Source organism: Polycyclovorans algicola TG408, assembly GCF_000711245.1.
GTDB lineage: Bacteria > Pseudomonadota > Gammaproteobacteria > Nevskiales > Nevskiaceae > Polycyclovorans > Polycyclovorans algicola.
In genome coordinates this window covers 1,689,576-1,708,555 of the sequence record NZ_JOMH01000001.1, presented here as the reverse complement: position 1 = coordinate 1,708,555, position 18,980 = coordinate 1,689,576, and the positions used below count along the sequence as shown (strand labels likewise).

The 18,980-nt window shown below is 65.0% G+C and carries 18 protein-coding genes; 2 read left to right on the top strand and 16 right to left on the bottom strand.

Features of this window, described 5'->3' with window-relative positions:
* Positions 1-91: 91 nt before the first annotated feature.
* The 11 genes from U741_RS0108235 to flhA all read right to left on the bottom strand — a co-directional run bounded on the left by U741_RS0108235 (position 92) and on the right by flhA (position 12,308).
* Positions 92-1,648 (bottom strand): long-chain-fatty-acid--CoA ligase, encoded by a 1,557-nt coding sequence (locus tag U741_RS0108235; protein ID WP_029890002.1) that lies wholly within the window; start codon positions 1,646-1,648, stop codon positions 92-94.
* A 953-nt stretch (positions 1,649-2,601) separates the two neighbouring features.
* Complete coding sequence (locus U741_RS18330; RefSeq protein WP_052378628.1) at positions 2,602-3,075, bottom strand: chemotaxis protein CheW; 474 nt, start codon at positions 3,073-3,075, stop codon at positions 2,602-2,604.
* Positions 3,072-3,962 (bottom strand): flagellar motor protein MotD, encoded by an 891-nt coding sequence (gene motD / locus U741_RS0108225; protein ID WP_052378627.1) that lies wholly within the window; start codon positions 3,960-3,962, stop codon positions 3,072-3,074. The genes U741_RS18330 and motD overlap by 4 nt, the downstream gene beginning before the upstream one ends.
* 13 nt (positions 3,963-3,975) lie before the next feature.
* On the bottom strand, positions 3,976-4,716 hold the full coding sequence (locus tag U741_RS0108220; RefSeq protein ID WP_029889999.1) for a flagellar motor protein: 741 nt from the start codon (positions 4,714-4,716) through the stop codon (positions 3,976-3,978).
* Positions 4,717-4,719: 3 nt separating this feature from the next.
* Positions 4,720-6,420: a chemotaxis protein CheA gene (locus U741_RS0108215; protein ID WP_029889998.1), complete on the bottom strand. Its 1,701-nt coding sequence runs from the start codon at positions 6,418-6,420 to the stop codon at positions 4,720-4,722.
* A 3-nt stretch (positions 6,421-6,423) separates the two neighbouring features.
* A complete protein-coding gene (locus U741_RS0108210) occupies positions 6,424-6,981 on the bottom strand; it encodes a protein phosphatase CheZ (RefSeq protein WP_052378626.1) in 558 nt (185 codons plus the stop codon).
* Positions 6,981-7,373, bottom strand: a complete 393-nt coding sequence (cheY, locus tag U741_RS0108205) for a chemotaxis response regulator CheY (RefSeq protein ID WP_029889996.1) — start codon at positions 7,371-7,373, stop codon at positions 6,981-6,983. The genes U741_RS0108210 and cheY overlap by 1 nt, the downstream gene beginning before the upstream one ends.
* A gap of 24 nt (positions 7,374-7,397) precedes the next feature.
* Positions 7,398-8,138: an RNA polymerase sigma factor FliA gene (locus U741_RS0108200; protein WP_029889995.1), complete on the bottom strand. Its 741-nt coding sequence runs from the start codon at positions 8,136-8,138 to the stop codon at positions 7,398-7,400.
* Positions 8,135-9,013: a MinD/ParA family protein gene (locus U741_RS0108195; RefSeq protein WP_029889994.1), complete on the bottom strand. Its 879-nt coding sequence runs from the start codon at positions 9,011-9,013 to the stop codon at positions 8,135-8,137. The genes U741_RS0108200 and U741_RS0108195 overlap by 4 nt, the downstream gene beginning before the upstream one ends.
* The gene (gene flhF / locus U741_RS0108190; protein WP_052378625.1) at positions 9,006-10,241 is read right to left on the bottom strand and encodes a flagellar biosynthesis GTPase FlhF; all 1,236 of its coding nucleotides are present in this window, start codon (positions 10,239-10,241) and stop codon (positions 9,006-9,008) included. Before flhF ends, U741_RS0108195 begins: the two co-directional genes overlap by 8 nt.
* Before the next feature lie 21 nt (positions 10,242-10,262).
* A complete protein-coding gene (gene flhA / locus U741_RS0108185) occupies positions 10,263-12,308 on the bottom strand; it encodes a flagellar biosynthesis protein FlhA (RefSeq protein ID WP_029889992.1) in 2,046 nt (681 codons plus the stop codon).
* Between the two features lie 162 nt (positions 12,309-12,470).
* Between flhA and U741_RS0108180 the strand changes: the two genes are divergently transcribed.
* Positions 12,471-12,857 (top strand): RNA-binding S4 domain-containing protein, encoded by a 387-nt coding sequence (locus U741_RS0108180; RefSeq protein WP_029889991.1) that lies wholly within the window; start codon positions 12,471-12,473, stop codon positions 12,855-12,857.
* Between the two features lie 62 nt (positions 12,858-12,919).
* Here U741_RS0108180 and U741_RS0108175 read toward each other — a convergent pair whose 3' ends face one another.
* Together U741_RS0108175 and U741_RS0108170 are read right to left on the bottom strand one after the other, a co-directional pair.
* Positions 12,920-13,327 carry a DoxX family protein gene (locus tag U741_RS0108175; RefSeq protein ID WP_029889990.1) on the bottom strand — a complete coding sequence of 136 codons (408 nt, stop codon included), beginning with the start codon at positions 13,325-13,327 and terminating at the stop codon, positions 12,920-12,922.
* 27 nt (positions 13,328-13,354) lie between these two features.
* The gene (locus U741_RS0108170) at positions 13,355-13,957 is read right to left on the bottom strand and encodes an FMN-dependent NADH-azoreductase (RefSeq protein WP_029889989.1); all 603 of its coding nucleotides are present in this window, start codon (positions 13,955-13,957) and stop codon (positions 13,355-13,357) included.
* 97 nt (positions 13,958-14,054) lie between these two features.
* On the opposite strand from U741_RS0108170, the gene U741_RS0108165 reads away from it, so the two are divergent.
* Complete coding sequence (locus U741_RS0108165) at positions 14,055-14,954, top strand: LysR family transcriptional regulator (RefSeq protein WP_029889988.1); 900 nt, start codon at positions 14,055-14,057, stop codon at positions 14,952-14,954.
* A gap of 81 nt (positions 14,955-15,035) precedes the next feature.
* Here the strand turns inward: U741_RS0108165 and U741_RS0108160 are convergent, their stop codons facing one another.
* The 3 genes from U741_RS0108160 to bphD all read right to left on the bottom strand — a co-directional run bounded on the left by U741_RS0108160 (position 15,036) and on the right by bphD (position 18,954).
* Positions 15,036-16,283, bottom strand: a complete 1,248-nt coding sequence (locus tag U741_RS0108160) for an acetyl-CoA C-acetyltransferase (RefSeq protein WP_029889987.1) — start codon at positions 16,281-16,283, stop codon at positions 15,036-15,038.
* A gap of 105 nt (positions 16,284-16,388) precedes the next feature.
* Positions 16,389-17,807, bottom strand: coding sequence for a C4-dicarboxylate transporter DctA (gene dctA, locus U741_RS0108155; protein WP_052378623.1), 1,419 nt, complete (start codon positions 17,805-17,807; stop codon positions 16,389-16,391).
* Between the two features lie 286 nt (positions 17,808-18,093).
* Entirely contained in the window at positions 18,094-18,954 is an 861-nt protein-coding gene (bphD, locus tag U741_RS0108150) for a 2-hydroxy-6-oxo-6-phenylhexa-2,4-dienoate hydrolase (protein WP_029889985.1), read from the bottom strand.
* Between the last annotated feature and the right edge of the window lie 26 nt (positions 18,955-18,980).

Sequence of the window (18,980 nt, the reverse complement as noted above, 5' to 3'; positions counted from 1 at the left end):
GGATTGAACGATCACCGAGACGGCTGATCAGCAGGCCGCGACAGTGGGTCCTGCAGGGTGAACTTGTCCTGAGCGCAGGGGAAGTGGCGCGCTAGGCGACGCCGCGCGCCTTGCCCTCCCAAAAAGGCTTGCGCAATTCGGTTTTGAGAATTTTGCCGGCGCCCGAGATCGGCAGGGCATCGCGAACGTCCATGCTGCGCGGGCACTTGTAGCCGGCGATCAGCCCCTTGCAGTGGGCGTAGAGGGCGTCCTGGTCCAGCGTCGCGTCCGGCTTGAGCACCACGGTGGCATGCACTTTTTCACCCATGTCGTCACAGGGAATCCCGATCACCGCGCAGGCTGCGACGCTGGGGTGCTTGGCGATGGCGTTCTCGACCTCGACCGAGTAGATGTTCTCGCCGCCAGAAATGATCATGTCCTTGAGCCGGTCGACGATGAACACATAGCCGTCGGCGTCCATAAAACCCATGTCGCCGGTGTGCATCCAGCCGCCTTTCAGGGCGGCGGCAGTGGCATCGGGTTTGTTCAGATAGCCCTGCATGATGTTCGGGCCACGGGCAATGATTTCGCCCACTTCGCCGCGCGGCACTTCCTGATCGTCACCATCGACCACGCGCACCTGCACGTGATAACTGCTGCGGCCGCCGGAGCGCACCTTGTTGAGATGCCGCGACTCGGGGCGGTGCATGGCGTCCGATAGAGCGGTCATCACCGCCGAGGTTTCGGTCATGCCGTAAACCTGCATCAACTGCGTGCTCGGCAAGACTGCCATGGCGCGGTCGAGCAGCGACTCGGACGCTGGAGAGGCGCCATACATCACGCGCTTGACGCTGCTGGTGTCGCGTTCCTTGGTCGCCGGAAAATCCACCAGCGCCTGCAACATCGCCGGCACCAGCAACAGGTCGGTGATCTTGCGCGACTCGATCAAGTCAAGCACCGCATCGGGCTTGAATGCCGGCAGCATCACGTGCTCACAGCCGCGCAGCAGCAGGCAGGTGATCAGCATCATGTCGGCCAGATGGAACATCGGCGCGGCGTGCAAGCCCACCGCCCCTTCCGGCAGCGCGCCTTCGGCCAGCAGGCTCAGGGCCGAACTGCACACGTTCAGATGGCTCAGCATCACGCCCTTGGGCGCGCCCGTCGTGCCGCCGGTGTAGAAAATGCCGAACAACGCGTCGTCGCCAACTTCCAGGTCCTCAATGGCGGCATGCCCGGCAATCAGCGCTTCGTGGTTGCGGGCGCCCTCCGGTGCCGCGCCATCACCACAGAAAATCAAGGTGCGCAGCAGCGGGCACCCTTCCCGCAGCGCCGGCGCGTGCGGCGCAAAGGTGTCGTCGATAAACAGGGCGCTGCATTCCGAATCTTTCAGCGAGTAAATGATCTCGGCCGGGCTCCAACGGAAATTCACCGGACTCACCACCGCGCCCAGCCAGGCAATGGCCAGATACGCCTCAAGGTACCGGTCAGAGTTCAGCGCCAGAATGCCCACCCGATCACCCTGGCGAATGCCGATCTCGCGCATGCCGGAGGCCAGTTGCGCGACCCGGACGTGTAGTTCACGAAAGGTTCTGACCCGGTTACCGCAAACGGTGGCGACCGCATCGGGCTTCTGCTGCACCGCGCGGTGCAGACCTTGGGTAAATTGCATCACGACGCTCCTCTGACTTTTGGTTTTGCCGGAGTCTGCTTCAAAGCAGCGCGCTTTGCGTCTAACCGAAAGTTTAGGCGCGGATCTGCGCCTGTTTGGTTTCAAAGCGCTCACCGCTTTTGAAAGTGGTGCCAGCCGGGACTGCCGCCGGCGACGCCTATCAGCAGGCTCGCTGCGTCGTTTTGGGTTTCAAAACCTTCAACGCTCGGGTTGATGGTTCAGTTGGCCGGGACTGCCCCCGGCGGGGCACTCACTTTTCTACTGCTAGAAAAGTAAGCAAAAGAGACACCCCATGTTTCGGCTTTGGGCTTGTAGCCCAAAGGTCCCTGCGCTTCTCGCGTCAGGCGGGCTTGCGCAACTCGCTATCGCTCAGACAAGCGCAAGCCTTGATCGCCTGCCGCTGCGATGCTCGGCCGAAACAAAGGGGGAGAACGTCAAAAACGGGCGAATCTGTATTCCCCTCTCCCGCTTGCGGGAGAGGGGCTAGGGGAGAGGGCGGCGCCCGGAGGGTGCCGGAGACCTTCGCGTCTGGATTCGACACGCGCCTATGGCGCGCCCTCTCCCGACCCTTCGGGCCACCCTCTCCCACAAAAGTGGGAGAGGGGAACTGTCTGAAGCAGCGCTGCGGGCTTCTTGCTTCTTACCCCCGTCTGACCGGGCCGAGCATCGCAGCGGGGGCGGGATCAGACTCGCGGTTGTCTGAGCGCAGCGAGTTGAAGCGAGGCCCCGCGCCTGCGAGAAGCGCAGGGCACCCCGCGACAGCGGGGCCCGGCAGTGGGGCACCTTCTTTTGGTTACTTTTCTTGGTGCTTCAAGAAAGGGAACTGCACCGCCGGGGGCAATCCCGGCCGACAGGTCCATCAGAACGAGCCGTGACGGTCATGAAACCCAGCTCACCAGCAGGCCCGTCAAAACCGGCAGCGCGGCCGATGAAACCTACAAAAGCGCCCCCCTTCAAGCCCCAATCAACGCCACCCCCACCGGCAACAACGCCCGCGGGTCAATCATCTGCACCAACCCCTGCGGCGTCCGCGCAAACCCGCAAAGCGCCAGTGGGTGCACGCCAATGTGATGCGGCTCGATGGTGTCGGCTTCGATCTTGATCACGTCAGCCACCGCGTCGACCCGCAAGGCAAAGCTTTCCGGGTGAATGTCGACAATCACCAGCGTGCCAACCTGTTCCGGGTCGTGCGGCGGCAGCGCCAGCGGCAGGCGCAGGTCGAGCACCGGCAGCACCTCGCCGCGCACGTGCATCACCCCCAGCAATGCCGGCGGGCCACCGGGGATGGGGTCGGCCGGCTGGCCGCGCATCACCTCGCGCAGCCACGGCACAGGCAGCGCGTAACGCTTGCCGGCGAGCAGCGTGAGTAACCACGGACCGGGGGGAAATGCGGTGTCGTTTGCGGCGTTGGCACAAAGAGCGTTCATGATTCGGGCGTGTCGTTGGAGGCCGGTGCATCGGCCACTTCGGTGTGTTCGGCAGCGAGCACAATCAGCGTGACGCGGCGGTTCTGGCGACGGCCCTCAGGGGTATCGTTCACCCCCAGCGGTCGAAACTCGCCGTAACCGACCACCGAGAGGCGACCGGGCAGCACCGACTGATCCCGCAGCCGCCGCACCACGGTGCCGGCGCGGGCCGCTGACAGTTCCCAGTTGGACGGAAACACCCGGGTGCTGATAGGCCGGTCGTCGGTATGGCCTTCAACCCGCACCCGGTTGTCGAAGCCGGCAAGAATGCGGCCGATCTCGTCCATCACCGGCAGCACGTCGTGGGCCAGATCGGCCGAGCCGCTGGCGAAGAGCAGGTCGGTGTTGATCTCGACTTCCAGCCAGCTGTGACGGTGAACGATGCGCACCATGTCGTCGGCCAGCAGCGGCGCCAGGGCTTGGATGATTTCATCGCCGATGGCCTGCAGGGTCGGGTCCACGGCGGCCTCGGCCTGCACCCTCAACGCTGGACCGTCGGGCGTCATGGCCAGCGGACGTACGTCGGGCCGCGCCTGTGAGATGGGCTTGCGCTGCAACATTTCACGACCTTCCTGGCGGTGCGCCGGCGCATTGAGCGGCGGTGCCTTCTGGTCACCGCCGTCGCCCTTGGCGAGGTGATCGCCAATCTGGATCGGCATCGGTGACTTGGGCGTGCCGCCGAAGGCGGCCGACATCGATGCCGCCGCAACGCGGTATTTGCCCTCGTTGATCGACGACACGGCGTACATCACGACAAAAAATGCCAGCAGCAGGGTCACCAGGTCGCCATAGGGAATGGCCCAAGCTTCGTGGTTGACGTGATCTTCGTGGGGTTGCTTGCGGGCCATGGCTGCGCTCCGGTCAGTGCAGATAGCCCGACAGGCGGGCTTCGATGTTGCGGGGGTTTTCGCCGCGGGCGATGCTCACCAGACCTTCGACCAGCATCTCCTGGTCGCGCGAGCGGGCATGGATGATGGCCTTGAGTTTGTTGGCCATGGGCAGCAGAAACAGGTTGGCGAAGCCGATGCCGTAAATCGTGGCGACGAAGGCGGCAGCAATGCCGGCGCCGAGTTTTGACGGGTCGGCAAGGTTCTGCATCACCGCCATCAACCCCATCACGGCACCGATAATGCCCAGGGTTGGCGAGTAGATGCCGGCGCTCTCGAACACCTTGGCGGCGGCCAGGTCGTGATGCTCCTTGGCGCTGATTTCGACCTCCAGCGTCGCCCGCAGGGTTTCCGGCTCGGCGCCGTCGACGAGCATCTGCAGGCCTTTCTTGATGAAGTCATCCGGCTGCGCGTCCACCGAGGCTTCCAGCGCCAGCAACCCTTGCCGGCGGGCGGTGTTGCTCCACTCGACGATCTGTTCAATGGCCTGATGCGGATTGCTTTTTGGGGGCATGAACACCCACTTGGCGATGGCCATGGCGCGCTTGAGCGTCGCGCCCGGCGTGTGCAGACACACCGCCGAGATGGTGCCCAGCACCACGATCATGAAGGCCGCACCCGACAGCAATGCGGTCACGCCGCTGCCCTTGAGAATGCTGCCGCCAATCACCGACACGATGGCCAGGATGATGGCGGCAAGGCTGACGATATCCACGGCTCAGGCCTCCATGGCCGGACGTTCCGGCGCGGTGAGTTCATCCGGATTGAGAATGACGGCGATGCGACCGTCACCGGTCACTGCCGCGCCGCCATAGCCCGGCAGGCCGCGCAGCAGCGCACCGGGCGGCTTGACGACGATGTCTTCGCGGCCTTCCACGGCATCGACCACCAGGCCGCAGTCGCCGCGGCGGGTGCTGACCCGCACCAGCAGCTTGCGCGGGCCTTGTGGCGCGCCCAGCCATTGATCGAGGAAATACAGCGGAATCGCCGGTTGCGTGCCCGACCACAGCGCTTGCCCGCTTCGTGACTGCACCTTGCCGGGCTCGAACGGCTGCAGGTCGATGATCTGCCGCAGCGGGACCGCCAGCGAGCGTCCGGCACAGGCGGTGCGCAGCGTCGGCAGAATCGCCAGCGTCAGCGGCAGGATCAGTTCGACGACGGTGCCGCGACCGGTCTCACCGCCGAGCACCAGCCGTCCGCCGAGGCTGCGGACGCTGGCAGCCACCACGTCCATGCCCACGCCGCGACCTGACACGGCCGACACCGCTTCGCGGGTCGAAAAGCCGGCCTTGAGAATCAGCTCGCGCGCCTGCGTCGCGCTCAGTTGCGCGGCGGCGGGTTCGTCGAGCAGGCCCTTCTTCACCGCCGACGCACGGATGGCGTCGGGGTCCAGCCCTTTGCCGTCGTCCTCAATGCGCAGCATCACGCTGTCGCCGCGCTGCTGCGCCGACAGGCAAAGCCGCCCGACCGGCGACTTGCCCAGCGCCTGACGCTGCGCCGGCGTTTCAATGCCGTGGTCGATGGCATTGCGGACCAGGTGAATCAGGGGGTCGGCCAGGGCATCGACCAGGTGTTTGTCGAGGTCGGTGTCTTCACCGACCAGCACGATCTCGACCTGCTTGCCCAGCTCTCGGGCCAGGTCACGGGCGACGCGCGGAAAGCGGCTGAACAGGCGGCCCACCGGCTGCATGCGGCAGCGCATCACCGCATCCTGCAGGCGCAGGGTGACGCGGTCGAGTTCGCCGAGCAGGCGCACGTGTTCGGTGCCGTCCCGCTCGTCCGCACGCTCGCCGCCCTGGGCTTTGAGCCGGTTGCGGACGATCACCAGTTCGCCCACCAGCGCCATGAGACGGTCGAGGCGTTCGGCGTCGACCCGCACCTGGGTGTCAGGCCGGCGCGGTGCAGCGGCCTTGTCGGCGGGCTTTTCCACCGGCTGGGTGATCACCTTCGCGACCGGCGGCGTCACGGCAATCTCACCGCCGGCCTGCAGCTGGTCGAGCATGGCCTCGAATTCGTCTTCGCTGATCAGTTCTTCGACACCCTGCCCCAGCAGCACGTCGAAGGCGGCCAACACCTCGGCCGGCGCCGGCTGGGGCTCGGTGCCGTCGTGCAGCGCCGCGACCTGTTGGTCGAGTACGCGGGCGGCGTCCAGCGCGGCGTCGATCAGGGCTTCGGTGATCTCCAGCTTGCCGTCACGCACCCGCCCGAAGGCATCTTCGGCGCGGTGACACAGGGCCACGACCACGTCGAGCGCAAGGAAGCTGGCGCCGCCCTTGACGGTGTGAAAGCCGCGAAAGACCGCGTTCAGGGTGTCGGCCGATGGGTCGTCGGTAAGGCGCATCAGGTCGTCGCCCAGCCGTTCGAGCAGGGGCGTGGACTCGTTGAGAAAATCGGCGAGCAGGCTGGGATCGTCGGTCATCGGTCACAGTCCCAAGGCGTCAAGCAGGTCATCGGCATCACCCTGCGTCGACGCGGCGCCGTCAAGCTCGGCGATGGCCGGACCGCAGCCGCGCGACAGATCCACCTCGGGCGTGCGCGCCGCCACCGGGCGCCCCTCGGCCAGCGCCAACAGATCGGCCTCCAGCCCGCGAATGATCTGCGTGACGCGGCGGATGATCTGGCCGGTCAGGTCCTGGTAGGCCTGTGCGGCATCGAGCTCGGCACAGTGGCCACGCTGTTCGCGGATCAGTGCCTCAAGCCGGCCGCGCGTGTGTTCGGGCAACGACGCGGCGATGCGACCCGACGCATCCAGGCTGCCGCGCAGCGCATCAACCTTGTCCAGCGTGGTGTGCGCGGCCGATTCGGTGAGCGCCACCACATGGTCAAGCCGGGCACAGGCATCGGGCAGGGCCAGGCGCGCCACGTCGACCAGGCGCGTGTCCAACGGCAGGCTATGCAGGGCCTGCTGAAACGCACGGGTGACGCCGCGCAACTCATCGCGCAACGCCCCCTCCGGCGGTGGTGGCGGGTCGGTGTGCATTAGGCGGCCTGCGCCAGGCGCTCGAACACCTTGTCGAGTTTTTCCTTGAGGGTGACGGCGGTGAACGGCTTGATGATGTAACCGTTCACCCCGGCCTGGGCGGCTTCGATGATCTGCTCGCGCTTGGCCTCGGCGGTGACCATCAGCACCGGCAACTTGGCCAGGGACGGCTCGGCGCGAATCGCCTTGAGCAGGTCGATGCCGGTCACGCCGGGCATGTTCCAGTCGGTGACGACGAAGTCGAAACCGCCCTGCTTGAGCATTGGTAGTGCGGTGGCGCCGTCGTCGGCCTCGGCGGTGTTGGTAAATCCAAGGTCGGCGAGCAGGTTCTTGACGATGCGGCGCATGGTCGAGAAGTCGTCGACGATGAGAATTTTCATGTTCGGGTTCATGGGAGGTCTCGGTGGTGATTCGGGTCAGGCGGCTTCGGAAAGATGGGTCCAGTCGCTCAGGCGGGCGCGCAGTCGCACCAGGGCCTGGCCGTGCAGTTGGCAGACGCGGCTCTCGCTGACGCCGAGCACGACGCCGACTTCACGCAGGTTGAGTTCGTCCTGGTAGTACAGGCTCATGACCAGCTTTTCGCGCTCGGGCAGCTGGTCGATACCGCGTGCCAATGCCTGTTTGAAGTCGTCGCGCAGCAGATCGCTTTCGGGTGAGTCGTGATGGGCAAGGCGCTCGAGAATCGACGGGTCGGTCTCGGCTGCGCCGTCCAGCGACAACAGCGGTGCACGCGCGGCGTCTTCGACATGCTGGTGGTATTCGCCGAGGCTGATGCCCAGTTCCTTGGCGATGTCGGCATCGGCCGCTTCTTGGCCGGTGCGTGCCTCAACCCGGCGCATGGCGTCAGCCAGCTCGCGTGCGCGGCGGTGTACCGAGCGCGGCACCCAGTCGCCCTTGCGCAACTCGTCGAGCATGGCGCCGCGAATACGAATGCCGGCGAAGGTGGCGAAGCTGGCCCCCGCGTCGCTGCGAAAATGTTGCGCGGCCTCAATGAGCCCCAGTTGTCCGGCCTGCAGCAGGTCATCGACCTCGACCGAAGACGGCAAGCGGGCCAGCAGGTGATAGGCGATGCGCCGCACCAGCGGCTGGTGGGCGGTGATCAGCTCTTGCAGGGTCGGGACCTGCTGGGCGCGATAGGCCTCGACGACGGCGTTCATGCAAAGGCTCCTGCGCCAATCAGGCGCTCGACGAAGAACTCGACATGGCCCCGCGCACCTTCCGGCGGCGGCCATTTGCGAATCGTTGCCGCCAGATTGCGAAACGCCACGGACGACGGCGCGCTGGGATACGCCTCGACGACGGCGGTCTGGCGACGAATGGCACGCTGCAGATACTCGTCGTAGGGCACGCCGCCGAGGTAATTCAGTTGCACGTCGAGAAAGCGCTCCGACACCCGGCGCAGGTGCTCGAACATCTCGTAGCCGTCGGCCGCCGAGCGAATCATGTTGGCGATGACCTGCGCGCGGTGAATGCCGTGGTCGCGTGACAGCACCTTGATCAGGGCGTAGGCGTCGGTCAGGGACGCCGGTTCGTTGTTGGCGACGATCAACACGTCCTGCGCCGCCCGGCAAAAGGTGGTGACGCTGTCGGCAATGCCCGCAGCGGTGTCGACCACCAGCGTGTCGATGGGCCGCGCCAGTTCCGAGAACGCGCGAATCAGGCCCACGTGCTCGGCGTGACTGAGGGAGGCCATCTGCTTCAGGCCGCTGGCGGCCGGCACGATGGTCAACCCGGCCGGGCCTTGCACCAGCGCCTCATTGAGCGTGCAACGACCTTCGAGCACATGCCCCAGATGAAACATCGGCTGCAGACCAAACAGCACGTCAACATTGGCCAGGCCCAGGTCGGCGTCCATCAGCAACACCTGCTCGCCGGCCAATTGCAGTGCCAGCGCCAGGTTGGCCGAGACGTTGGTCTTGCCCACCCCGCCCTTGCCACTGGCCACCGCCAACACACGCACCGGGCGATGCCCGTCTTTACGGGGCTGCAATCCGGCGGCCTGGGTGAAGCGGGAGATGATGGACTCAGCCATGACGCACGTGCTCCAGACCAGCGTTGAGGGTGGACATCGGCGGCGGCATGGCCACGGCGGGGGCGCCCGGTTTGCGCGCGACCTGCATGGCGCGCAACACCACGTCGGCGGCACGGGCCAAATGGAAATCTTCGGGGACCCGCTGGCCATCACACAGCGCGGTCAGCGGCAGTTGATGCTCCAGCGCAACCGACAGCGCGCCGCCCAACCGGGTGCACTCGTCGAGCTTGGTCAGCACCAGTGCCGTCGGCCGCGCGGGCTTGAAGCGGTGTACCGCCGCATCCAGGTCTTCGCGCTGTTGACCGGCGGGCAGCACCAGCCAGCTTTGAATGTCGTCACTGCGGCAGCCAAGGGCGTCGAGCGAGGCAACCAGCCGTTCGTCGCCCGGGCTCATGCCGGGGGTGTCGATGAACACGCAGCGGCAGTCGCTCAAATCGCGTAGGCGCTCGCCCAGTTGCTCGGGCGCCTGGGCGACATAGAGCGGCACCCCCAGCAGTCGGGCGTAGGTCGACAGTTGCTCTTCAGCGCCGATGCGGAAGGTATCCAGCGAGATCAACGCCACCTGACGCGAGCCAAAGCGGCGCACGGCGCGGGCCGCCAGCTTGGCCAGCGTGGTGGTTTTGCCGACGCCGGTGGGACCAATCAGGGCGACACGCCCCCCGGTTTCCAGCACCGCCGGGGCGCTGACGGTGAGGTGCTTCGCCAACCAGCCGACCGGCAGGCAGCGGGTGCGGGTTTCGTCGGCATCAATCGGCAAGGTCGCGGCGATTCTCTGGCCAATGCGCGGCGAAAAGCCGAGTTGTTCCATCAAGGCCAGCAGTCGCGCCCGGTTGGGGTGCGCCTGGGCAATGCGGGTTTCGGTGGCGGCCAACGTCGCCTCAAGCAGGCCGCGCAACTCGCCCAGCTCGGTTTCAAGGCGGCGAATTTGCGGGTCGATGGCCCATTCAAGTTGGCGGCTGTCGCGCGGTGACTCGGCCGGCTCGGGGTTTGCCGTCCGTACCGGCCGCGGGGCCGCTTTGGCCAAGGCTGCGGCGGGCTTGACGGTGGGCGCTTCACTGCGGGCCACGGCCTGACGCATCAGCGCCTCGTCGTAATCCACTGCGGCGACCACTTCGACGCCGTCCTGCCGGGTGTGGCTGGCGAGGATGACCGCATCGGGGCCCTGCTCTTCGCGCACCTGGCGCATCGCCTCACGCATGCTGCCCGCCAGAAACCGTTTGATCTTCATGCCCCGACTCCGTTGACTGCGCTAACCGATGGTGCCGAGATGGCGAATGCGGGCCGTCTCGGGCAATTCATGAAACGCAAGGACGTGGACCTGCGGAACCGCGGCTCTGAGAAAGCGCGCCAGCACCGAGCGAACCGTGCCGGGAACCAGCAGCACCGTGGGTTCGCCGAGGGCCTCCTGCTGTTGGACGTTTTGGTGCAGCGCGCTTTGAATCTGGTCTGCAAGGCCGGGCTCCAGGACTGCGTTGGTGTGTTGCAAGGCTTCTTGCAACAGCTGCTCCAGCGGCGCCGAAAGGGTGAAAACCGGCAGATCAGCGGTCGTGCTCTGCCCCAGCGCCGCCACGATTTGCCGCGACAGGGCCTGGCGCACGGCAATGAGCAAGGCCTGCGGGTCGGTGGTGCGCGGCGCGTGCTCGGCCAGCGCCTCGAGAATGCCGCGCAGGTTGCGCACCGGGACACGCTCGGTGAGCAGCCCCTGCAGCACCTTGGCGAACACCGCCAGCGACAGTTGTTTGGGAATCAGGTCTTCCACCAGCTTCGGCGCGTGGCGGGCAGTGGCGGCGAGCAGTGCCTGCGCTTCTTCAATGCCCAGCAGCTCATGGGCGTGCTGCTTGAAGATCTGGCTCAGGTGGGTGGCCATCACCGTGGCGCAATCGACCACGGTGTAGCCCTGCGCCTGCGCGTACGCGCGATTGCCGGGCTCGATCCACACCGCCGGCATGCCGAAGGCGGGGTCGCGTGTCGAGATTCCGTCAACCGTGTCGAGCACCTGGCCGGCGTCCAGCGCCAGGTCGCGATCGGGATGACACTCGGCCGACGCAATCTCGACACCGTGCAGCAGAATCCGGTACTGCGACGGCGGCAACTGCAGGTTGTCGCGCACGTGCACGGCGGGGAACAGAAAGCCCATCTCTTCGCTGAGCTTGCGGCGGATGCCGCGAATGCGGCTCATCAATTCACCGCCCTGGGTGGCATCGGCCAGCGGGATCAGGCGGTAGCCGAGTTCCAGCCCTAGCGCGTCGATCAGCGGCAGGTCATCCCACGCCAACTCGGCCGGCGCACTCGGAGCGCCGTCGCGTTCACCACTTTCGGCCGGTTGGGCCAAGGCGCGCCGATGCAACAGGTAAGCGAGCCCGCCGAGCAGAACCGCAAGCAACAGGAAGGCCATATTGGGCATACCCGGCACCAGACCAATCACGAACATCAACCCCGCCGCCATGGCCAGCGCACGACCGTCGCCGACCACTTGCTTCTGCATCTGCTGGGCCATGGTTTCGGCGCGTGACATGCGCGTCACCAGAATCGCCACCGCCACCGACAGCAGCAGCGCCGGAATCTGCGCCACCAAGCCGTCGCCAATGGTCAGCAGGCCATACACCGCAAATGCCTCACCAAAGCTCAGTCCATGCGAGAGGGCGCCAATGGCCACGCCGCCAAACAGGTTGACCACGAGAATCAGAATGCCGGCCACGGCATCGCCCTTGACGAACTTGCTGGCGCCGTCCATCGCGCCGTAAAAGTCCGCCTCGACCCGCACTTCTTCGCGCTTGGCCTTGGCCTCTTCACGGGTGAGCAGGCCCGCATTCAGATCGGCATCAATGGCCATCTGCTTGCCGGGCATGGCGTCGAGGGTGAAGCGCGCCGAGACTTCCGAGACGCGCCCCGCACCCTTGGTGATGACCGCGAAATTGATGATGGTGAGGATGATGAACACGACAAACCCCACCGCGTAGTTGCCTCCGATCACGAAGCTGCCGAAGGCCTCGATGACCTTGCCGGCCGCGTCGCCGCCCTCGTGGCCGTTGAGCAGCACCACGCGCGTCGAGGCGACGTTCAAGGCCAGGCGGAACAGCGTGGTGATCAGCAGCACCGTCGGAAACACCGTGAAATCAAGCGGTCGCAGCACGTACAGCACCGCCAGCAGCACCACCAATGACAGCGCAATGTTCAGGGTGAAAAACAGATCCAGCGCCAGCGGTGGCAGCGGCACCACGATCATCGCCAGCAGCAGGAACAGCATCAGCGGCGCGCCCACGGCCTGGAGCCCGCGGGTGCGGAGTTGCGTCATTGCAGTGGTCAGGCCAGGAGTCATCGACGGGCGCGGTGAGGGGTCACGCAACCTGCTGCAGTCACCGCTCCGCCATTGAGCCAAGGGCCGCTTTGGGCGGACAGATGGTCGAACCGCTGATTACACTCGTCCGCTCACACCAACCCGAGTTCGCTGATCACGATGGACGCCGTTCGCCTCGACAAATGGCTGTGGGCCGCGCGCTTCTACAAGACCCGCACCATCGCAAAGACCGCCATCGAAGCCGGCCATGTGCGGGTTGAGGGCGACCGTAGCAAGGTCGCCAAGGAGGTGCGTGTCGGCATGCTGATCCGCGTTCGACAAGGTCAGGACGAGCGCGAGGTCGTGGTCGAAGCGCTGTCCGATCAGCGTCGTGGCGCGCCCGAGGCGCAGTTGCTCTACCGCGAAACCGACGACAGCATCGAACGCGGCAAGGCCGCCCGGCTGGCGCGAAAATCCGAATCTTCGGCCACACCCGACAGCCGACCCAACAAGCGCGACCGGCGCCTCATCAACAGGCTCAAGCAGCGCTTTCTCGACGACTTATAGCCCCACACATCAAAAAACCCCGCTTGCGATGGCAAGCGGGGTTTTTTTGGCTGACCACAACATCAACGAAACAGCCGCGCGTCGACGCTGTAACGGCCTGCGCCGTGGGCCACGAGCAGCAACAATCCCCCGGCAATCGCCAGGTTCTTCATAAACATGATCTGCTCCACCGGGTTGCTGAAATCAGCGTGAAACAACACGGCCGAAACGATGCTGAAAACCGCCAAACCCAACCCGGCGACTCGGGTAAGCAAGCCGATCAGCAAGGCGAGGCCGCCGCCCAGTTCGGTGACGATCACCAGCGGCAGCAGCGCGCCGGGCACGCCCATCGCCGCCATGTAGCCCTGGGTGGCCTCATAGCCGCCGATCTTGCTCCAGCCCGCGCCGATGAAAATCAGCGCCAGTAAGAGCCGGGCCAGCACGTCAATGCCCGGGCCACTGCGGTCGAGTAAATCCTTGAGTGTGTTCATGGTGTGTCGTTCCTTGTGTTGACGGGTTCAGGCGGCCAGTTGGCCGATACGCTCGGCGGCACGGTCCAGCGCCTCGCGCTTGGGTTCGTCGCCCATCGCCAGACCCTCGGCGTAGACGAACTCGATGTCGGTGAGGCCGATGAAGTTGAGAAAGGTGGTGACGTAACCGGTTTGCGTGTCTGCGGGGGTGCCCTGATAAAGCCCGCCGCGCGCGGCCAGGATGTAGACCTTGGCACCGCCCAACAGCCCCTCCGGACCGTTGGCGGTGTAGCGGAAGCTGACGCCCGCGCGGGCCAGGTGATCAAAGTAGGCCTTCAGTTGCGAGGGCACGCCGAAGTTGTACATCGGCAGGCCCAGCACGATGACGTCGGCGCTGCGCACCTCGTCAATCAGCGCGTCGCTCTCGGCGACGATGGCCTGCTGCTCGGCCGTGCGGGATTCGGCAGGCGCCAGAAAGGCCTGAAAGCGCGCGCCGTCCAGATGCGGCAGCGGCTGAGCGGTGAGGTCGCGGACCACCACCTGGGCCTCGGGGTTGCGCGCGGTCCACGCGTTCACGAAGCGCTCGGTCAGCTTGGATGACTGGCCTTCGCCGCCGAAGAGGCTGGTGTTGATCTGGAGCAAGGTGCTCATGGGGATGACTCCGGTGTGTGAATGAGCCGTCATTGAGCGCTTGCATGATTCGATATAAAAGCGGATTTTATCGCTGATAATTATCGATTGATTAGATATGACGGCCAAAATCAGCCTCGACCAGTGGCGCGCCCTGGTGGCGGTGGTGGACGCAGGCGGCTATGCGCAGGCCGCCGAGCTGATCCACAAATCGCAATCCACCCTCACCTACGCGGTGCAGAAGATCGAACGCCTGCTGGGCCTGCGCGTGTTCGAAATCCGCGGCCGCAAGGCGCACCTGACACGCGAGGGCGAAACGCTCTGTCGCCGGGCGCGCACCCTGCTGGATGAAGCCGAAGCGCTGGAACTCGGCGCGCGCGGCATGGCCGAGGGCTGGGCGCCGGATATTCGCCTGGCGGTCGAGGTGATCTTCCCGACGTGGCTGCTGCTGCAGTGCTTCAATCGCTTCGCGTTGGAGCGACCGGAAATTCGCATCCACCTGCACGAAACCGTGCTCGGCGGCACGGTCGAAGCGCTGACCGAAGGGCGGGTGGAATTTGCGATCACCAGCCACGTGCCCGAGGGCTTTTTCAGCGACCACCTGATGCGCATCCGCTTCGTCGCCGCCGCGCATGCAGACCATCCGCTACACCACTTGGGTCGGCCGTTGACCCATGACGATTTGCGCCCGCACCGGCAACTGGTGATTCGCGATTCGGCCCAGCAGCGCACCCTTGACAGCGGCATCTGGCTGGGCGCCGACCAGCGCTGGACGGTGAGCAACAAGGCCACGTCGATTGCCGCGGCGGTCATGGGCATGGGCTTTGCCTGGTACCCGGCCGAAACCATCCAGGGCGAACTCGAAAGTGGGGTGCTGAAAGCCCTGCCGCTAACCGAAGGCGCAGAACGCTTTGCCGAGCTGTATCTGGTATTCGCCGACCGCGACTACCGCGGCCGCGCCACCGCCCGCATGGCCGAAATCATCCGCGAGGGTGTGAGCAGCTTGTGGCCTGGTTGACAGGCTGCGTCCATCGCAAACTGGCACCACGGGCTCAAACAAAAACCCCGCAGATGCGGGGCCCTTTGATGCAGCGCCCGCTCAGATTCGCTCGATGATGATCGCGGGTGCCATACCGCCACCGGCGCACATCGTCACCAGACCAAACTGCTTGTCGCGGCGTTCCAGTTCGTCGAGCACGGTGCCGATCAGAATGGCGCCCGTGGCCCCAATCGGATGGCCCAGCGCCATGGCGCCACCGTTGACGTTGATCTTCTCGCGGTCGATGTCGAGGTCGCGGATAAACTTTTCGGCGACCACCGAGAAGGCTTCATTCACTTCAAAAAGGTCAATGTCCTTGAGGCTGAGGCCGGCACGCTGCAGCACTTTTCTTGCGGCGGGGACCGGCGCATTGAGCATCAGCGTGGGGTCGTCGCCCATGTTGGTGGCGGCAATCACGCGGGCGCGCGGCTTGAGGCCGTGGGCGCGGGCATAACTTTCGGACGCCAGCAGTACCGCCGCAGATCCATCGACCACGCCCGAGGAGTTGCCGCCGTGGTGCACTGGAATGATCTTGAGGTCGGGGTATTTCTGCGCCACCAGCTTGCGATAGGTGGTGCCCTGCTCATCCAGCGGATGGTCCATCAGATCGGCAAATGACGGGTTGAGCTTGGCCAGGGCCTCCAGCGTGGTGCCGGGGCGCGGGAACTCCTCGCGGTCCAGCGCCAGCGTGCCGTCGTCGTGATAGACCGGGATCAGCGAACGACTGAAATAGCCGTTGCGAATGGCGTGATCGGCACGCTGTTGGCTGATCACCGCCAGTTGGTCGAGCGCGTTGCGGTCAATGCCTTCCAGCGTGGCGATGGCATCGGCAGCCACGCCCTGCTGCGGCTGCGGGTGCATGGCACGCAAATGCAGGTTGCCCATGTCGAGGAACGGCGAGGCCGGTGCGCCGCTGCGCTGCGACATCATTTCGGTTCCCCCTCCGATCACCAGGTCCTGCTGCCCGCTGGAGATCGTCGCGGCCGCCAAACTCACGGCGGTGATGCCGGAGCCACAGAACCGGGTCAGCGTGACGCCACTGGAGCGCACGTCAAAGCCGGCGTCCAACGCGGCCATGCGACCGAGGTCGCTGCCTTGCGCGCCAGTCTGGTTGCTGGCGCCCCAGATCACGTCATCGACCTGGGCGGTGTCCAGCTTGTTGCGCTCGACCAGCGCCTTGAGCACGGCGGCACTGAGGCGCTGCGGATGGAGACTGGCGAGTGCACCCTTGCCGGGCTTGCCGATGCCGCGCGGGGTGCGGCAGGCATCGATGATCCAGGCTTCGGACGTCAGGGGTTGGGTGCTCATTTCAGATCCTTGTCTCAGTGAGATCGCAGTTGCGGTCGACAATGATAAGGAAGCATACGATTTTTCGCCTGAAACCCACTCCGAAGCGCTGGCCGATTCAAGAGCTCATCGAGCGGTGACCGGCGCCGGGCCTTGGGCATCGCCTTCTTCGCCAATCACCGGATGCGACGAACCCACCCCGCCCAATTGCTCGCTGAGCATCTGGTCCACGTCGACCAGGGTCGGATTGTTGAGCACCTCGTTGAGCCGCTGGCGGTCCAGTTGGCCGGTCCAGCGCGCCACCACCAGGGTGCCGATGCCGTTGCCGGTGAGGTTAGTGAGTGCGCGGGCTTCGGACATGAAGCGGTCGATGCCGACGATCAGCGCGATGCCCGCCAGCGGAATGATGCTGTCGAACGCCGCCAGTGACGCGGCCAAGGTCACCAGGCCCGCACCGGTCACCCCAGCCGCGCCATTGGACGAAATCAGCATGAACACCAGCAGGCCAATTTGCGTGCTGATGGGCACGTCGATGCCGAAGGCCTGGGCGATGAAGATCGCGGCCATGGTCATGTAGATGGCGGTACCGTCAAGATTGAAGGAATAGCCGGTGGGAATGGTCAGCCCCACGACCGAGCGCGGTGCGCCCGCAGCTTCCAGCTTGACCAACATGCGCGGCAGCACGGTTTCGGACGACGAGGTGCCGAGCACGATCAGCAGTTCGTCCTTGATGTAGCGGATGTACTTGAAAATGCTGAAGCCGCACCACCAGCAGATCGGCCCGAGCACGCCGAAGGTAAACAGCAGACAGGTCAGGTAGAAACTGAACATGAACTGCGCCAGCGAGCCAAGAATCTGGCTGCCGTACTCGCCGATGGTGAACGCCATGCCGCCCATCGCGCCGATGGGCGCCAGCCACATGATGATCTTGATGATGCCGAACATGATCTTGGCGAGGGTGTCCAGCGCATCGACCGCGCCCTGGGCGCGAGGCCCCAACATGGTGATCGCGCAAGCCACCAGAATCGCCAGCACCAACACCTGAATCAACTGCCCTTCCACGAACGCACTCATGAACGAGTGCGGCACCAGGTTGAGCATGAAGCCGGTGATACCGCCGCCACTGATGCCGCCGGCGGTACTCAGGGTGGACTCGGCCGTGGACGCGTCAAAGGTCGAGATATCCAGCCCCAACGACGCACCGGGCGCCATCAGGTTGATCATGACCAGACCGATGCCCAACGCGAACACCGTGGTGATGTGGAAATAAATGATGGTGCGCAGCGCCAGCCCGCCGGCCTTGGCCAGATTGCCCAGGCTGGCGATGCCGACGGCAACGGTGGCGAAAATGGTGGGGGCAATCACGACCTTCACCGTCTTGATGAACAGGTCGGCCATCCATTTCATGTTGGCGCCGAGCTCGGGCGCGAACAGACCGATCAGGATGCCGACGGCAATACCGACCAACACCCAGAAATAAAGGTGATGCCAGAGCGGCGGACGGGCCCGGACAGGGCGGAGCGGAGCAGTGATCGCATCGGACATGACAGAGGCCACCTTGATTGCGCGGCCTTTCGGCGACCGCACCGCATACTGGCAGTGCAGACCAGCCTGTCCAATAACGCATAGGTACTAGGGCCTGTTAACAATTGCCGTATCGCTGCGTTGCCGTCCGTTTTTTCGCCAGGCAAGGCGCGACTGAGGAAATCTGGTCATTCCAAATGACCAAGGCGCAACGCCGCATGGCGGAAAAACAGCAAGCAACCCGAAGGGCCCGGCCGCAGCGATGGGCCAATTGTCGACAGCCCTAGAGACCTCGCGAGCGACAAGATCATCGGTGCCGGAGAAAATCCAAGGTCAATCGATTGAAAGCGGCCGCGTGCTCCCATTGTGCCCAATGCCCGCAGCGCGGCAGCACGTGCAGGAGCGCGTTGGGTACGCCCCAAAGGATTTTCAGTCCGTGATCAAGTGGCACGAAACGGTCATCCCGCCCCCATACCACCAGGGTCTCCGCCTTGATCTCGCCGAATCGATGCGAAACATCCCAGGCCGAGAGCGGCACCTTCTGCGCGCTGATCAGGAAATTCTTCAGATGCTCTGGGCTTCGCTGGATATTTTCCCAGCGACCCTGGATCAGCTCCTCGGTGATCAGCGACTGATCGTAGATGAACACCTGGATCATCTGCTTGAGGTTTTCGTAGCTGGGTTCGGCGTAGAGCTTGAACAGCAGCTTGATGCCCTCCAGTGGCATCGGGCAGAACAGGCTCGGTCCCATTCCGCCCGGTCCCATGAGCACGAGCTTGCCCAGCCGCTCCGGATATTCGATGGCGAAATTCAGCGCGGTCGCGCCGCCCATCGAGTTGCCGACCAGATGCGCCTTATCGATGCCCAGCGCATCCATCAAGCCCTTCACCGCGCGCGCGTTGACCAGCCCGCGCTGCTCGTCCATCACCACCGTGTCGGACTTGTTGAAGCCCGGTGAGTCCTTGAGGATCACGCGATAGCCCGCGTCCACGAACGCGCCGATGTTCCGCGAGTAATTGCTCCAGCCTCCCGCCCCCGGGCCTCCGCCGTGCAGCATGATGACGGCCTCGCCCTTGCCGGCATCGTTGTAATGGATCAGGAAGTTATCGAGCCCCTGTTCGTTGATGCGGACCTGACGGCTGCTGCTTGCTTCGGTCAAATTGCTCATGGTGCTCTCTGGTATCGGAGTTCAAG

What these genes read in the sequence shown, in the direction of transcription:
- U741_RS0108235 (WP_029890002.1), bottom strand. Translation starts at nt 1,648, where the DNA reads ATGCAATTTACCCAAGGTCTGCACCGCGCGGTGCAGCAGAAGCCCGAT.
- U741_RS18330 (WP_052378628.1), bottom strand. Translation starts at nt 3,075, where the DNA reads ATGAACGCTCTTTGTGCCAACGCCGCAAACGACACCGCATTTCCCCCC.
- motD (WP_052378627.1), bottom strand. Translation starts at nt 3,962, where the DNA reads ATGGCCCGCAAGCAACCCCACGAAGATCACGTCAACCACGAAGCTTGG.
- U741_RS0108215 (WP_029889998.1), bottom strand. Translation starts at nt 6,420, where the DNA reads ATGACCGACGATCCCAGCCTGCTCGCCGATTTTCTCAACGAGTCCACG.
- U741_RS0108210 (WP_052378626.1), bottom strand. Translation starts at nt 6,981, where the DNA reads ATGCACACCGACCCGCCACCACCGCCGGAGGGGGCGTTGCGCGATGAG.
- cheY (WP_029889996.1), bottom strand. Translation starts at nt 7,373, where the DNA reads ATGAACCCGAACATGAAAATTCTCATCGTCGACGACTTCTCGACCATG.
- U741_RS0108200 (WP_029889995.1), bottom strand. Translation starts at nt 8,138, where the DNA reads ATGAACGCCGTCGTCGAGGCCTATCGCGCCCAGCAGGTCCCGACCCTG.
- U741_RS0108195 (WP_029889994.1), bottom strand. Translation starts at nt 9,013, where the DNA reads ATGGCTGAGTCCATCATCTCCCGCTTCACCCAGGCCGCCGGATTGCAG.
- flhF (WP_052378625.1), bottom strand. Translation starts at nt 10,241, where the DNA reads ATGAAGATCAAACGGTTTCTGGCGGGCAGCATGCGTGAGGCGATGCGC.
- flhA (WP_029889992.1), bottom strand. Translation starts at nt 12,308, where the DNA reads ATGACGCAACTCCGCACCCGCGGGCTCCAGGCCGTGGGCGCGCCGCTG.
- U741_RS0108180 (WP_029889991.1), top strand. Translation starts at nt 12,471, where the DNA reads ATGGACGCCGTTCGCCTCGACAAATGGCTGTGGGCCGCGCGCTTCTAC.
- U741_RS0108175 (WP_029889990.1), bottom strand. Translation starts at nt 13,327, where the DNA reads ATGAACACACTCAAGGATTTACTCGACCGCAGTGGCCCGGGCATTGAC.
- U741_RS0108170 (WP_029889989.1), bottom strand. Translation starts at nt 13,957, where the DNA reads ATGAGCACCTTGCTCCAGATCAACACCAGCCTCTTCGGCGGCGAAGGC.
- U741_RS0108165 (WP_029889988.1), top strand. Translation starts at nt 14,055, where the DNA reads ATGACGGCCAAAATCAGCCTCGACCAGTGGCGCGCCCTGGTGGCGGTG.
- U741_RS0108160 (WP_029889987.1), bottom strand. Translation starts at nt 16,283, where the DNA reads ATGAGCACCCAACCCCTGACGTCCGAAGCCTGGATCATCGATGCCTGC.
- dctA (WP_052378623.1), bottom strand. Translation starts at nt 17,807, where the DNA reads ATGTCCGATGCGATCACTGCTCCGCTCCGCCCTGTCCGGGCCCGTCCG.
- bphD (WP_029889985.1), bottom strand. Translation starts at nt 18,954, where the DNA reads ATGAGCAATTTGACCGAAGCAAGCAGCAGCCGTCAGGTCCGCATCAAC.